Consider the following 14,625-nt stretch of genomic DNA (forward strand, 5'->3'; position numbering starts at 1 on the left):
GCAGGGGGCGCTTAGTTGCCTGTGAGACGGTACTCAAGCCCGCGGGCACGGTAACCCGCGCCCCACGAGGCCACTCGCCAAATTGCTTCGATGATGATCGCGCGCGACATCTTCGATTGGCCAAGTTCCCGTTCCACGAAGGTGATGGGTACCTCGACCACGCGTTTACGCACGCGTTCGAACATCCACGCCATTTCGATCTGGAAACAGTATCCAGCCGATGTTACCGGCGAAAGGTCGAACTTACGAAGTTCCTCCGCGCGGTAGCCGCGGTAGCCGGCCGTTATATCGCGAATATCCGAGCGCAACAGTACTCGGCAGTAGACACTCGCCGCACGCGAGAGCAACTGCCGTGACAATGGCCAATTCTCGGTCGCGCCCCCGGGCACCCAGCGTGACCCGATTACGAGGTCGGCCCCACCATCCAGCTCATCGATGAGCGCGGGAAGCCGCTGCGCCGGATGCGAACCGTCGGCATCAAACTCAAACAGATAGTCGTAGCCGCGCTCATGCCCGTACTCGAAGCCTTGCAAATACGCCGTCGCAAGTCCCTGCTTGCCGCCACGGTGCATGACCCGCACCCGCGTCGTCTGCGCGGCTATCGCATCCACGAGCGCGCCGGTGCCGTCAGGGGAGCCGTCATCGACGACGAGGACATCCACGCGGTCGGATGCTTCGAGCACGTTCGCGACGACGGTTTCGATATTCTCCGCCTCGTTATAGGTCGGAATGATCACGAGGATGTCTCGTGTGGAGTGTTCAGCTCCAGGAAGAGCGTGCTTGCCGGGGTTGGAAGTCACAAATAGGTCTTTCAAATGGTTTCGGGGAAGCCGATTTTTTCGTGGACGAGCGTGAGGGTTTTCGCGGCGCGTTCTCGAGCACGCTCGGCGCCCTTGCGCAGCAGATTCTGCAGCTCGCCGCGGTCGTCCAACAGTTCGTTCGTGCGCTCACGGATTGGTGCGAACGTTGCCTCGACTGCCTCCGCGAGACCTTTCTTGAGATCGCCGTAACCGCGACCCGCATACTCATTCGCCACATCCTCAATCTCACGATCGGTGAGCACCGCGTAAATTGTGAGGAGGTTCGAGACGCCAGCCTTCGCGGTGGGGTCGTAGCGAATCTCGCCGTCGGCATCGGTCACGGCGCGCATAACCTTCTTCTTCGTGACATTTGCGGGGTCGAGGATGCGCAGCAGTCCGGCATCGCTTTCGGCCGACTTCGACATCTTCGAAGTGGGATCCTGCAGGTCGTAGACCTTCGCGCTCGCCTTGGGGATGTACCCCTCGGGCACCGTGAAGGTGTCACCGAAGCGCGAATTGAAGCGCTCGGCGAGATTGCGAGTGAGCTCGATGTGCTGGCGCTGATCTTCACCCACCGGCACCGAATCAGCCTGGTAGAGGAGGATATCCGCGGCCATCAGCACGGGGTAGGTGAACAGGCCCACGGTCGTGCCTTCGGCGCCGTGACGCTGCGATTTGTCCTTAAACTGCGTCATCCGGCTCGCCTCGCCGAACCCGGTCATCGTTCCGAGAATCCACGCGAGCTGCGCGTGCTCGGGGACGTGCGACTGCACGTACAGTGTCGAGCGCTCAGGGTCGATTCCCGCGGCAATGTACTGCGCCGCCGTGGCGAGCGTGCGCTCGCGGAGCACCTCAGGTTCGGTGGGGACGGTGATCGCGTGCTGATTCACCACGCAGAACAGTGCGTCAAAGTCGTCCTGCATCTTTACCCAGTTGGTGAGCGCTCCGACGTAGTTTCCAAGGTGCAGGGAGTCGGATGAGGGTTGCATGCCCGAAAAGATGACGGGTTTCGACATAGAGGAATCCTGGGTTGACGTGGGTGACTAGGGGTTCATGCTATCGGTGGACGATAGCCCGCAGACTACGCGTTTGCCGTTACAGCGCGTAATCCACCACAACGGGGGAGTGGTCGCTCCACCGCTGGTCGTACGCCGCGGCACGATCGATCGTGTAGTTAGATGCGAGTTTGGCAAGTTCCGGGGTCGCGACGTGGTAGTCAATGCGCCAGCCCGCATCCGTATCGAAGGCCTTGCCGCGGTAAGACCACCAGGTGTAGGGACCGGGAACGTCGCCGGACAACTCGCGGCCGACGTCCACCCAGCCGAGGCCATTCCCGCCCGAGCCGTCGACGGGGCTCGCAGCCTCACCAAGCGGCGTGAACATGCGGGTGAAGTAGCCGCGCTCACGCGGGAGGAAGCCGGACTTCTTGACGTTGCCCTTCCAGTTCTTAATGTCGCGTTCGTCGTGGCCGACGTTGAGATCGCCGACCACCAACGCGAGCTCTTGCTGCTGGCGAAGTTCGAGCATCCGCTCGGCCATGGCATCGAGGAACTTCCACTTCTCTTCTTGCTTCGGGGTGTCTGCTTCGCCCGAGTGGACGTAACAGCTCACGACCGTGAGCGGTTTGCCGCCCACCTCGAAGTCGACTTCGAGCCAGCGACCTGCCGAGTCGAACTCCTCCGGCCCCACGCGGCGGCGCACCGCACCGAGTGGCGTGCGGCTCGCAATCGCGACGCCAGCGCGACCGGCCGCACTCGCCTCTTCGAGTTCGAGGTGCCAACCATCATTGATGAGTTCGTCGACCTGCTTACGATTCGCGCGCACTTCTTGCAGCGCCAGAATGTCAATCTCGCGGCCCTCGAGCCATTCGCCCATGCCCTTGCGGTAGGCGGCGCGGATGCCATTGACATTGACGGATGCGATGCGGAGCGATTTCGACATGAACCACAGTCTATCGGCGCCACCGACATTCGAGCTTCACGCCGGTGCTGCCCGCGCTATTGGCGCTTTAGCCGCACCTCATCACGGTCCAGGTCATTGCGGTCGGCATGCGCCTCGAGCGGGTCGTAGCCGAGTCGCTGTTCGAGTGCGCGCTGTTCGAGCTCGCGCTGCTCCACCACGATCTGCTCATACTGGCGACGCAGCTTGCGGCGTTGCTTGCGCGGGGCGCGATCCAATTCCTCAGTGATGCGGATGCGGTCGGCGGCAAGCCGCTCGCGTCGCGCCTCGAGCTCGGTCGCCTGGGCGATCTCTTCCGCCTCTTCAGCGGTGAGGAGCCTCGGAGCCTGGCCCCGATCATCCATCGTCACCTTGACCCAGGATGCCGAAATGAGCAGCACCATGCACATGAAGTTCATGAAGATCAGCACACCGAGCAGTGCCGCGAAGGTCGCGAGCAGCGGGTTCGAGGATGCGCCACCGAGCAGCATCGACCCGAGCTGCTTGAGCACCATGATGAGCACACCGCCGATGAGCGCACCCGGCCACAGCGACTTGGGCGGGATGCGTACTTCCGAAAGGATGCGGAGCATCGCGGCGATCACCGCGGCATCGAAGAGCAGGGTGATCGTCACCGTGACGACCCGGATGAGCACGTTCGTGAAACCGGAGATTTCGAGGGCAAGCACGTCATTGAGCAGCCACGCGGTGATGCCGGAACTCGCAGCGGTCAGCGCGACCGAAATCACCAGGCCGAGTCCGAACAACACGAGCAGTCCGAGGTCAACAAGCTTCATTTTCACGAAACTGCGATCGATCTGAATGGGGAGGTCGAACATCCCGCGAATCGACAGGCGTGCGCCATTGAGGAAGTTGAGCGCGGTCCACAGCGCCGAAACGAGCGCGATAATACCGGTCACGGTGAATGATGCGGTGCCATCGAGATTCAGGAGCGTTTCCGTGCTGATCACGCCGTCTTCGCCGATGAGTCCGGGAACCGAGTTGCTGATCGAATCGATGATTCTGCGCAGCAGATCTTCGTTATTTGACAGCACAAGTCCTGCGACCGAGAAGAATACGAGCAGGGCCGCGAACCCCGAGAACAAGCCGGAGTACGCCATCCCACCCGCGAGGGTCGCGCCGCGTCGAGACGACCAGTGTTGGATCGTGCGCATCGGTCTCGTCGCCTGCACCCACGCCGCAAACGCCTGCATCTTCGCAGGGAATCCCGCGTCCTCTTCGACTTGCGGGAAGGGCGGAAGGATCGTGGCTTGCGCCGTTGATAATTCGTGTTCTCGCTTTTCGGTCACACAGACAGGGTACGAGCAATTTGCATAGACTTCCTTGACGATTTGTTGATGGGGATGAACGCGAGGCAAACATGAACCTTCAAGGCTTTGGAGTCGGATCACGAGTCGCGATCGGAAATGCCGTGCGAATGCCGGCACCACTACCGGAACCCAAGGACACTGGTTTTAGCGGCGATGTCGCCGCCGAGCAGGAACGGGCCAAAGCCTCGATTGCGACGGTGCAGTCGGATTTGGCTACGCGTGCCACTGCTGCTGAGGGCTCCTTAAAAGAGGTGTTGGATGCGCAGTCGATGATGGCCGCAGACCCAACCATTGCACAGATGGTCACCGATGCGATCGCGGGCGGCAAGACCGCTGAGCGTGCCGTGTTCGAAGCGTTTGCGAGCTATGCCGAAACGCTCAAGGCACTCGGCGGCTATATGGCCGAACGCGTGACCGACCTCAACGACATTTCCCAGCGCATCCGCGCGGACCTTTCGGGCGTGCCGGTGCCCGAAGTGCCTCGACGCGATGAACCCTTCATCCTCGTGGCGGTGGATCTTGCGCCCGCCGACACCTCGAAGCTCGATCTCGACAAGGTGCTGGCCTTCGTCACTCGCGATGGCTCGCCGAAGGCGCACACCGGCATCATCGCTGCGGAGAAGGGGCTGCCAGCCGTGGTCGCCGTGTCCGGTGCCGATGACATCGTCGAGGGCCAGCGGTTGGTGGTGGATGCGGGGCAGGGTCTCGTGATCGTCGATCCCACTGATGACGAGGTCGCGGCCGCGGAAGCTGAGCAGCAGCGGCAGGCCGAAATTGAGGCCGCACCGCTTGAGCCGGGCGCGCTTGCTGACGGCATTCCGGTGGCGCTGCTCGCGAATGTGGGCAAGCCCGCGGATGCGCAGGCTGCCTTGGAATATGGCGCCGAGGGCGTTGGACTCTTCCGCACTGAGTTCTTGTTCTTGGACCGCGACGAGGCACCCTCGAAGGAGGAGCAGACCGCGGACTACACCGCGATGCTCGAGCCCTTCGCCGGGAAGAAAGTTGTTGCGCGTGTGCTCGACGCGGGTGCCGACAAGCCGCTCACATTCCTGAACGACGCTGAAGAGGCGAACCCCGCGCTCGGGATGCGGGGGATCCGCATCCTGCGTGAAAAGGAGCACCTGCTGCGGGACCAGCTTGAGGCGATGCGCGATGCGCAGGAGGCCACCGGTGCCGAACTCTGGGTGATGGCGCCCATGGTCGCGGATGCTGCCGATTCGGAGTATTTCACCGCGCTCGGGCGGGAAGTGGGGCTCTCGGTTGTGGGGTCGATGGTCGAGGTGCCGAGCGCTGCGGTTGTGGCCGAGCAGGTATTGGAGACGAGCGACTTCGTGTCGATCGGCACAAACGACCTCACGCAGTACGCCCTGGCTGCCGACCGCGTGCTCGGGACCGTTGCGGGCTATCAGGATCCGTGGCACCCGGCGGTGTTGCGGCTGATTGGGATGATCGGTGAGGCCGGAGCGCGCACGGGCAAGCCGGTGGGTGTCTGCGGTGAGGCCGCCGCCGATCCGCGGCTCGCGGTCGTGCTCATCGGGTTGGGCGTCACCTCGCTGTCGATGGCGCCGCCCGCCCTCGCCGGCGTGCGCGCTTCGCTGAAGGAACACACGCTCGAGGGCGCTCGCGCCATCGCCGCCCGCGTCGTCGCCGCTTCTTCCGCCGCCGCCGCCCGCGCGGCCTTCTAGCCGCGCCGTGCTGCGTCGTCGCCGCTCTGCCCTCGCGCCGTTCGACGTCGCCGTTCTGCGCTCGCGGCGCTTTCTTGCCGCACCACAGCTTGCGCAGAGTGGTCACTGCTTGTTGCTATTTTTCGTTTTAGCCCCAACGAGTGACCACTCTGCTGATGGTTAGTTCGACCCGTTTTGCAGAGTGGTCACTGCTTGTTGGTATTTCTTGTTTTGACCCCAAGCATTGACCACTTTGTTGTGGGGGAGTTCGATCCGTTTTGCAGAGTGGTCGATGCTTGTTGGTATTTTCCGATTTAGCACCATGGAGTGACCACTTTGCGCGGGAGGTGCGGCGCGGCCACTTGCGATGGCAAAGAAGCATCCGCAGGGGCGCATCCGCAAAGAAGCATCCGCAAAGAAGCATCCGCAAAGGAATCAACCGGCACGACCACTACGCCAAGTAATCTCGCCAAGTTGTCCACAGCCTCCGAGAACGCGGCGGTTATCCACCGTTTGAGCTGGCCAGAATTTCACGCGACACCGTTCCGAGTAGCTTTCGTGTCATGCGAAAGCCCTCGCCCATCCCACTGGAATTGCCACAGTTCGCGTTCTCCTATGCCGCCGCGATCGAAGCAGGAATGACGCCCGAGCGCCTGCGCGCGAGTGATCTGTCGGCGCCCTTCGTCGGAGTTCGCACAACAGGAGCTCCCGCGACGAGGACAGAACGTGCTCGGGCGCTCGGGATGCGGCTGAAAGACGGACAGGCAATCTCGGGTCTCGCTGCGGCCGAGCTCTGGGGGATGCGCGTGCCGTCGAGGAATAGGTTCAACGACAACGATGTCGAGATTCTCACGAAGAAATCTGTCTCCCGCGTCCGCATCGACGGGGTGGTGAATCGGCGGATACGCGACGATCTATTTCGCACTTCGACCCTCGACAACATCCCCGTCGTTTCACCTGTGCTCGCGATGTTCACATCCGCGATTTACCTCGCTGAGGAGGACGTGACGGTCATGCTGGATGCGATGCTCACCGCATCCGACGTCTATCGCAACCTGCGATTCGGCTCTCGTCCACACCTGCGCCCCGAACAATTACCAGCCTTAGTGCAAACATTCAGGCGGATGAAGGGCATCGACACCGTACGCGCGGCGATCCAGCTGGCTCGGCCTGGCGTTGAATCTCCGATGGAGACAGTTCTACGTCTGAAGCTCATTGCAGCGGAGCTTCCCGAACCGGTGATTCAACCGGTACTCATCCTCGCGAATGGTGAGGAATACCGGCCCGACCTCGGGTATCCGAGCGCGAATATCTACTTCGACTACGACGGCGAACATCACTTCGTTGATCAGAACACTATCGATCGGGATGTGCAGCGAGATCGAGAGCTGCAGGATGCGGGAATCCGCTTAGTCCATGTGGTGAAGACTGATCTCAATGGACGTCGATTCCGGGAAATCGTGCGCCTGACGGAGCGACACCTTGCGCGCGCGGATGCGCAAAAGTGAAAGCAGAGTGGTCACTGGTTGGGGTTATTTTTCGAGAAAACCCCAACCAGTGACCACTCTGCGGAAAGGAAGGAAAGAGCCGCGCGGCCTACGGGCGGCCGCGCAGGATTGCCTGCTTCACCTCGGCGATGGCCTTCGTGACCTCGATGCCGCGGGGGCAGGCCTCGGTGCAGTTGAAGGTGGTGCGGCAGCGCCACACGCCTTCCTTGTCGTTGAGGATGTCGAGGCGGGTCGAAGCCTCTTCGTCTCGCGAGTCGAAGATGAAGCGGTGTGCGTTCACGATCGCTGCGGGGCCGAAGTACTGGCCGTCGGTCCAGAAGACGGGGCACGAGGTGGTGCATGCTGCGCAGAGGATGCACTTGGTCGTGTCGTCGAAGATCTCGCGGTCGGCAACCGACTGGATGCGCTCCTTCTCGGGCTTGTCCGAAGCCACGAGGAAGGGGTGGATCTCCTTGTAGGACTCGAAGAAGGGGTCCATGTCGACGATGAGGTCGCGCTCGAGGGGCAGACCCTTGATTGCTTCCACGGTCACGGGCTTCGTGATGTCGAGGTCCTTGATGAGCGTCTTGCAGGCGAGACGGTTACGGCCGTTAATGCGCATCGCATCCGAACCGCAAATGCCGTGCGCGCAGGAGCGGCGGAAGGCCAGCGTCGAGTCCTGGTCCCACTTGATCTGGTGCAGCGCATCCAGGATGCGGTCGGTCGAGAACATGTCGACCTCGAAGTTCTCCCAGTACGCGTCTTCCCGGTTCTCGGGGTCGTAGCGGCGAACCTGAATCTCTACTTTGAAGGGCTTCTCTGGCTCTTCAGCCTTCTGATCCGTTGCGTCTGAATCGATGACAGTGGTCATTGTGGTTTCTCCCTTCTAGTACTTACGTTCCTGCGGCACATAGTGCGTCATGCGCACCGGCTTTTGGCCGAGAGTGATGTGGTCGGCGGGGTCCGCAGAGCTGCGGTCGCCGGTGAGGTACGCCATGGTGTGGTGCATCCAGTTTTCGTCGTCACGGTCCGGGTAGTCATCACGCATGTGACCGCCGCGCGATTCCTTGCGGTTGAGTGCGGTGTAGGTGATGACCTCGGCGAGGTCGAGCAAGAACCCGAGCTCGATTGCTTCGAGCAGTTCGGTGTTGTATCGCAGGCCTTTGTCGGCGACGTGGATGTTCTGGTAACGCTCGCGGAGTTCGTGAATCACCTTGGTGGCCACGTTGAGCGTGTCTTCGGTGCGGAATACCTGAACGTTGGTGTCCATGGTTTCCTGCAGTTCGCGGCGCAGATCGGCGACGGATTCGGTGCCCTTGGAGTCGCGGAGGTTCCGCACGAGGGTACGCACGAATTCATCCGCGTCATCCGGCAGCGGTGCGTATTCGGCGGTCTGCGCGTGCTTCACCGCATTGCGGCCAGCGCGCTTACCGAAGACGTTGATGTCGAGCAGCGAGTTGGTGCCGAGACGGTTCGAGCCGTGCACCGAAACGCAGGCGCACTCACCGGCGGCGAAGAGGCCTGGGACGACCGTGTCTTCGTCATCCGAGATGACCTGCGCGTCATTGTTCGTCGGGATGCCGCCCATGGCGTAGTGCGCGGTCGGGTACACGGGCACCGGCTCGGTCACCGGGTCCACACCGAGGTAGGTGCGGGCGAACTCGGTAATGTCCGGGAGCTTGGTCTCGAGCACTTCAGCACCGAGGTGGGTGCAGTCGAGGTAGACGTAGTCCTTGTTCGGTCCGGCACCGCGGCCGTCGAGCACCTCCTGCACCATCGAACGCGCCACGATGTCACGCGGCGCGAGGTCCTTAATGGTCGGCGCGTAGCGCTCCATGAAGCGCTCACCGGAGTCGTTACGAAGAATCGCACCCTCACCGCGGGCACCTTCGGTGAGCAGGATGCCCAACCCGGCTAGGCCGGTCGGGTGGAACTGGAAGAATTCCATGTCTTCGAGCGGCAGGTTGTTGCGCCAGATAATGCCGACGCCGTCGCCCGTGAGGGTGTGGGCATTGGATGTGGTCTTGAACACCTTGCCGAAGCCACCGGATGCGAAGACGATGGACTTGCCCTGGAAGACGTGGAGGTCGCCGGTCTTCAGTTCATACGCAATCACGGCGGAGGGGGTCTTGACCCCATCCACCTCAGTGAACGCCACGTCGAGCGCGTAGTACTCGTTGAAGAAGCGGATGTCGTGCTTGACGCAGTTCTGGTAGAGCGTCTGCAGAATCATGTGGCCCGTGCGGTCGGCGGCGTAGCAGGCGCGACGCACCGGAGCTTTTCCGTGGTCGCGGGTGTGGCCACCGAAACGACGCTGGTCGATCCTGCCTTCGGGCGTGCGGTTGAAGGGCAGACCCATGTTTTCGAGGTCGAGAACCGCCTCAATGGCTTCCTTGGCGAGGATCTCTGCGGAGTCCTGGTCGACGAGGTAGTCGCCACCCTTGACGGTGTCGTAGGTGTGCCACTCCCAGTTGTCTTCCTCAACGTTTGCGAGAGCCGCAGCCATACCGCCCTGCGCCGCACCGGTGTGCGAACGGGTCGGGTAGAGCTTCGTCACAACGTCAACAACGGCGCCAGTTCCGGCTGTCTCAGCCGCTTCGATCGCGGCACGCATCCCTGCGCCACCGGCACCAACGATCACTACCTCGTTGCGGTGGTAGTGAATCTTTACGCCGTCGATTTCCTTGACGGTGTCCTTGAGCTGTTCTGCAGCCATATGTGTAGTTCTCTTCCTTACGCTGTTTGGCCGATTCGCAAATGGCCGGAGTTAAGAGCAGATGCTGGCGCCGCCCTGGAAGCAGGGCTCAACGGCAAACACGATCAGCACGATCAGGCCGAGGATGATCTCAACGATGCAGGCGATCCAGAGGGTTGCAACGAGCGCTTTGCGGGGGCCGGGCTTGTAGACGTAGTCGTTGACGATGGTCCGCATACCGTTGGTGCCGTGGATCAGTGCGAGCACGAGCATCAGGCCATCCCAAATGAGCCAGAAGGGAACCGAGAACTTTTCGGCCACCACGAACTCGTAGCTGATCTGGCTAACGCCGCTACCGGCGATGAGGTTCGAGTAGAGGTGCACGAACACGAGGAAGATGAGTAGCACGCCCGAGACGCGCATGAACGCCCATCCGATTCGTTCCCAGTTCTGCGAGCCCTTCTTGCGCTCAGAAAGCGGGGTGCGCGGATATTCGACAGCTTCGATAGTCATTTTGCGATCTCCCTAACTTTCTAGTGACTGAACACGTTCATGAGGTGCATTACCGAGAACGGCACCATGACGACGACCCACAGGCCCACGACAATCCAGAACATCAGCTTGTGGTGACGGGTGCCACCGGGCATGAAGTCGATCATGATGATGCGCAGACCGTTGAACGCGTGGTACACGATCGCGCCAACGAGCCCGAGTTCACCGATGCCCATGAGCGGAGTCTTGTAGGCGCCAATCACGGCGTCGTAGACCTCGGGGCTCACGAGCAGCAGCGCGCTGTCGAGCACGTGCACGAGGAGGAAGAAGAAAATTGCGACACCGGTGATGCGGTGCAGAACCCACGACCACATTCCTTCATTGCCGCGGTAAAGACGCCCACCAATGACGTTCTTTTTCCCGGGCTTTGGAGAGGTCGGGGTGCCCGTCTGAACAGCTGACACGGAACTACCCTTCTGTGATGGATGTTGCCCGGCGGCAGTGGCGTCGCTCGGGGCGGAAGCGCTTATTCATTCACGAATACGCACGCGACTGTGCCGTCAACTCTACCGCGGATTCAGGTAGCGCGCGGCCAATCGTGGTAAGGCAAGGCTTACTTGCGGGCGCCGACCGCGGCCGCTGCGGCAGGAGCCACGGCCCGGTTTCGCAGGGCAATTACGTCCTCGTAGTGACCGAGCAAATCGTCGCAGATTCGCTCCCAAGACCGGTTCAGGACGCGACGTCGGCCGGCCTCGCCCATGCGGGCTCGCAGCGCCGAGTCACCGGCGAGACGTGAAACGTAGCGGCGCATCGAATCCGATCCGCGCGACTGCGAGGGATCAAAGAGGTAGCCGTCGCCGCCGTGGGTGACGAGGTCGATGGGACCACCCGCAAGTGGTGCGACCACGGGATTACCCGAGGCGTGCGCTTCCTGCAGGGTTTGGCCAAAGGTCTCTTCCGTGCCGGTGTGCACGAAGACATCGAAGGCGGCGTAGGCGATCGCGAGTTCGCGTCCCGACTTTCGCCCGAGAAAATGCACCGGCATATTCCTCATGGCCTGTCGCACATCCTCGGTCGCCGGCCCGTCGCCGACAATCGCAATCTGGATATTCGACACACCCCGCAACTGCGCGAGCCGCTCGACCTGTTTCTCTGGCGCGATTCGACCAACGTAGCCAATGATCGTTTCACCGCGAGGCGCGATCTGCTCGCGCAGGGCAACAGTCGCCGGATGCGTGCGGTTATCGGGGTGATAGGTCTCGAGATCGACACCGCGACCCCAGCGCTCGACTCGCTCGATTCGTTCGCGAGCGAGATCCCGAATGGATGCGGTGGAGGGTGCGAGCGTCCGGTCAGCCTGGTTATGCACGAGACGGAACATCGACCACGCGGCGTCGCGCATAAACGCGAAACCATTCTTCTCGGTATAGCCCGCGACGTCGGTCTGGAAGATCGCAATAGAAGGGATACCGCGACGTCGCGCCGCGGAGATGGCGTGGCCACCGAGTAGGGCGGGAGAAGCAGCATGCAGCACATCCGGTTTGAACTCGTCCAGGATGCGTTGGACCTGCAGGGTGGGGAGGCCCAGCGGGAATTCACGGTAGTTGACGGTGGCAACTTCGCGTACCTCGAAGCCGGCGTATTCCTTCGGCGAGCCAGCGGTCGGGCAAATCACGATTGCTTCGTGGCCGCGCAGGGCAAGATGGTCGAGCACCTTCTTCACCGAATTAGTAACGCCGCTGATCGTGGGGAGGAAGCTTTCGGTTACTACGGCAACACGCATAATCGCTAATGGTAGGCGTCGGTGGTTACCTCCGAGTAAACAGTAGGCGAATCGCATCCTTCTCGAGGTTTCAAAGGGTTACGATCGTGGCCATGCCTGCTTCCAGCCTCGACCATTTTTATGCCGTGATTCCTGCGGGTGGTGTCGGTTCGCGGCTCTGGCCGTTGAGCCGCGCGGAGCGTCCTAAATTCCTCCGGGATATCGCCGGTACGGGGTCGACGCTGCTGCGAGCGACGTGGGAGCGGCTCGTGCCGCTTACCGGTGAGAATCGGATCATGGTGGTCACCGGTCAGTCGCATGCCACCGAAGTGCGCGACCAGCTCCCGGAGCTCACCGACGCCAATATCGTGCTCGAGTCGGAGGGCCGTGACTCCACGGTGGCGATCGGGCTTGCCGCGGCAATTCTCGAGCGCCGGCATCCGGGTGCGGTCATCGGTTCCTTCGCTGCCGACCATCTCATCAGCGCGAACACGCGCTTCCGCCGTGCGGTGCGCGAGGCGGTGCGGGCCGCGGACCAGGGGCATATCGTGACGATCGGAATTCAGCCGATGGCCCCATCCACCGCTTTCGGGTATATCCGTGCCGGTGAGCCATTCGAGTTGCACGGCGCGCCATCGGCGCGGCAGGTGGACGAATTTGTCGAGAAACCAAATGTGCAGACCGCCAGGCGCTATGTCGCCTCGGGAGAGTACCTCTGGAATGCGGGGATGTTCATTGCGAAGGCGCAGCGGCTCCTCGACGAACTTGCGGAGAACGCTCCCGAGCTCGCAGCAGGCATCAATGAAATTGCGGATGCGTGGGACACGGATCGGCGCGAAGCGGTGGTTAGGCAAGTCTGGCCGACGCTCGAAAAGATCGCGATCGACTACACCGTTGCGGAGCCGGCCTCGAAGAAGGGTGCACTCGCGGTGATCCCGGGCTTCTTTGGCTGGGATGACGTGGGGGATTTTGCTGCGGTGACGCGCGTCCACCAGGCTGCCGCGACCTGCACCGAGGAAGTTGGCGTGATTGGCGACCGGGAGCGAGTCGTGTCGACGAACGCATCCGGAATCGTCATCTCGGAAACGGATCGGGTGATTGCGGTCGCGGGTCTCAATAACATTGTCGTGGTCGATACCGAGGATGCATTGTTGGTCACAAACCGTTCTAATGCCCAACAAGTGAAAGAGATTGTTAATCTCCTCAAGAAGTCAGAGCATCCAGAAGTGTTGTGACTTGTAACATGCGAAAGCGAACAGAAACTGCTGATTGCACGGTAGAATCGCAGAATTAGGTTTCCGCACAGTGGCGGAACGACCAAGGAGGTTCAACCGTGCAGAATCGCAATCGACTGATGTCCATTTTGGGCATCGCAGCAGTGAGTGCCTTAGCACTTAGTGCATGTGGCCAGGCTCCCGAAGAACCGAGCACCACCGACGGCGAAGCAGCCGGTGGTGTCGATGGCGGCGACTTCACCGCCTGCATGGTTTCGGATGAGGGTGGCTTCGACGACAAGTCCTTTAACCAGCTCGCACACGACGGCCTCGTTGAGGCCGAAAACACGCTCGGCATCAACACCCTCGAAGCTGAATCCACCAGCCCTGACGACTTCACCCCGAACCTCCAGACCATGGTCGATCAGGAGTGCAACATCATCATCCCGGTCGGCTTCCTGCTCGCTGACGCGACCCAGGCCGTTGCCGACGCAAACCCCGAAACGCACTTCGCGATTATTGACGTCGACTACCTCGAGGGTGACAACCTCCTGCAGATCAACTACGACACGGCCCAGGCTGCCTTCCTCGCGGGCTACGCATCCGCCGGCTACTCCGAAGCCGGCATCGTGGCCACCTACGGTGGTTCGCAGATTCCATCGGTGACCATCTTCATGGACGGTTTTGCCGAAGGCGTCAAGTACCACAACGAGCAAAAGGGCACCGACGTCCAGGTGCTCGGTTGGGATGAAGAGGCTCAGACCGGCGAGTTCGTCGGTAACTTCACCGACAACACCAAGGCAAAGCAGATCACCGAAGGCTTCCTCGCCCAGGGTGCCGACGTGATCCTCCCGGTTGGCGGTCCGCTCTACCAGGGTGCCGCTGAGGCGATCCGCGCTGATGGGGACTCCGCAGTTCTGCTCGGCGTGGACAGTGACCTCACCGTGGGTGAGCCCGACTACGCGGACATCATCTTCGTATCGATCCTCAAGGGGCTCGACGTGACGGTGCTTGACGCCATTGAGAGCGCCTACAACGAGAACTTCGAGGGCGGCACCGTCTACACCGGTGTGCTCGAGAACGAAGGTGTTGCACTCTCGGGCTTCGGCGAGTTCGAATCGCAGTTGCCGGAAGGGATGCTCGACGAACTGGCTCAGATCGAGGAGCAGATTATCTCGGGTGAGATCGTCGTCGAATCGCCTTCCTCACCAACCCCTGCCGAATAAATCCCAGTGACCCCGG

13 protein-coding genes are annotated in these 14,625 nt (G+C 61.6%); 4 read left to right on the forward strand and 9 right to left on the reverse strand.

Annotated elements, in window-relative coordinates:
- Nucleotides 1-11: 11 nt before the first annotated feature.
- The 4 genes from ACTHXA_RS09850 to ACTHXA_RS09865 all read right to left on the reverse strand — a co-directional run bounded on the left by ACTHXA_RS09850 (nt 12) and on the right by ACTHXA_RS09865 (nt 4,048).
- Nucleotides 12-800, reverse strand: coding sequence for a polyprenol monophosphomannose synthase (locus ACTHXA_RS09850; RefSeq protein WP_441671854.1), 789 nt, complete (start codon nt 798-800; stop codon nt 12-14).
- Between the two features lie 11 nt (nt 801-811).
- Nucleotides 812-1,816 (reverse strand): tryptophan--tRNA ligase, encoded by a 1,005-nt coding sequence (trpS, locus tag ACTHXA_RS09855; protein ID WP_441671856.1) that lies wholly within the window; start codon nt 1,814-1,816, stop codon nt 812-814.
- Nucleotides 1,817-1,895: 79 nt separating this feature from the next.
- The gene (locus ACTHXA_RS09860; RefSeq protein WP_441671858.1) at nt 1,896-2,741 is read right to left on the reverse strand and encodes an exodeoxyribonuclease III; all 846 of its coding nucleotides are present in this window, start codon (nt 2,739-2,741) and stop codon (nt 1,896-1,898) included.
- 56 nt (nt 2,742-2,797) lie between these two features.
- A complete protein-coding gene (locus ACTHXA_RS09865; protein WP_441671860.1) occupies nt 2,798-4,048 on the reverse strand; it encodes a YihY/virulence factor BrkB family protein in 1,251 nt (416 codons plus the stop codon).
- Between the two features lie 71 nt (nt 4,049-4,119).
- Between ACTHXA_RS09865 and ptsP the strand changes: the two genes are divergently transcribed.
- Both ptsP and ACTHXA_RS09875 read left to right on the forward strand, forming a co-directional pair.
- Complete coding sequence (ptsP, locus tag ACTHXA_RS09870; RefSeq protein WP_441671862.1) at nt 4,120-5,754, forward strand: phosphoenolpyruvate--protein phosphotransferase; 1,635 nt, start codon at nt 4,120-4,122, stop codon at nt 5,752-5,754.
- Between the two features lie 542 nt (nt 5,755-6,296).
- On the forward strand, nt 6,297-7,241 hold the full coding sequence (locus ACTHXA_RS09875) for a hypothetical protein (RefSeq protein ID WP_441671864.1): 945 nt from the start codon (nt 6,297-6,299) through the stop codon (nt 7,239-7,241).
- Between the two features lie 88 nt (nt 7,242-7,329).
- On the opposite strand, the gene ACTHXA_RS09880 is transcribed toward ACTHXA_RS09875, so the two are convergent.
- The 5 genes from ACTHXA_RS09880 to ACTHXA_RS09900 form a co-directional block, all read right to left on the reverse strand.
- On the reverse strand, nt 7,330-8,091 hold the full coding sequence (locus tag ACTHXA_RS09880) for a succinate dehydrogenase iron-sulfur subunit (RefSeq protein WP_441671866.1): 762 nt from the start codon (nt 8,089-8,091) through the stop codon (nt 7,330-7,332).
- A 15-nt stretch (nt 8,092-8,106) separates the two neighbouring features.
- Nucleotides 8,107-9,936 carry a succinate dehydrogenase flavoprotein subunit gene (gene sdhA, locus ACTHXA_RS09885; protein WP_441671868.1) on the reverse strand — a complete coding sequence of 610 codons (1,830 nt, stop codon included), beginning with the start codon at nt 9,934-9,936 and terminating at the stop codon, nt 8,107-8,109.
- Nucleotides 9,937-9,987: 51 nt separating this feature from the next.
- Nucleotides 9,988-10,428 carry a succinate dehydrogenase hydrophobic membrane anchor subunit gene (locus ACTHXA_RS09890; protein WP_441671870.1) on the reverse strand — a complete coding sequence of 147 codons (441 nt, stop codon included), beginning with the start codon at nt 10,426-10,428 and terminating at the stop codon, nt 9,988-9,990.
- 20 nt (nt 10,429-10,448) lie between these two features.
- The gene (sdhC, locus tag ACTHXA_RS09895; RefSeq protein ID WP_441671872.1) at nt 10,449-10,871 is read right to left on the reverse strand and encodes a succinate dehydrogenase, cytochrome b556 subunit; all 423 of its coding nucleotides are present in this window, start codon (nt 10,869-10,871) and stop codon (nt 10,449-10,451) included.
- A 149-nt stretch (nt 10,872-11,020) separates the two neighbouring features.
- Nucleotides 11,021-12,190: a glycosyltransferase family 4 protein gene (locus ACTHXA_RS09900; RefSeq protein WP_441671874.1), complete on the reverse strand. Its 1,170-nt coding sequence runs from the start codon at nt 12,188-12,190 to the stop codon at nt 11,021-11,023.
- A gap of 92 nt (nt 12,191-12,282) precedes the next feature.
- Between ACTHXA_RS09900 and ACTHXA_RS09905 the strand changes: the two genes are divergently transcribed.
- Together ACTHXA_RS09905 and ACTHXA_RS09910 are read left to right on the forward strand one after the other, a co-directional pair.
- Nucleotides 12,283-13,404, forward strand: a complete 1,122-nt coding sequence (locus tag ACTHXA_RS09905; RefSeq protein WP_441671876.1) for a mannose-1-phosphate guanylyltransferase — start codon at nt 12,283-12,285, stop codon at nt 13,402-13,404.
- A gap of 98 nt (nt 13,405-13,502) precedes the next feature.
- The gene (locus ACTHXA_RS09910) at nt 13,503-14,609 is read left to right on the forward strand and encodes a BMP family lipoprotein (protein WP_441671878.1); all 1,107 of its coding nucleotides are present in this window, start codon (nt 13,503-13,505) and stop codon (nt 14,607-14,609) included.
- Nucleotides 14,610-14,625: the final 16 nt, after the last annotated feature.

Origin of the sequence: Gulosibacter sp., assembly GCF_052090685.1 — a bacterium.
Lineage (GTDB): Bacteria > Actinomycetota > Actinomycetes > Actinomycetales > Microbacteriaceae > Gulosibacter.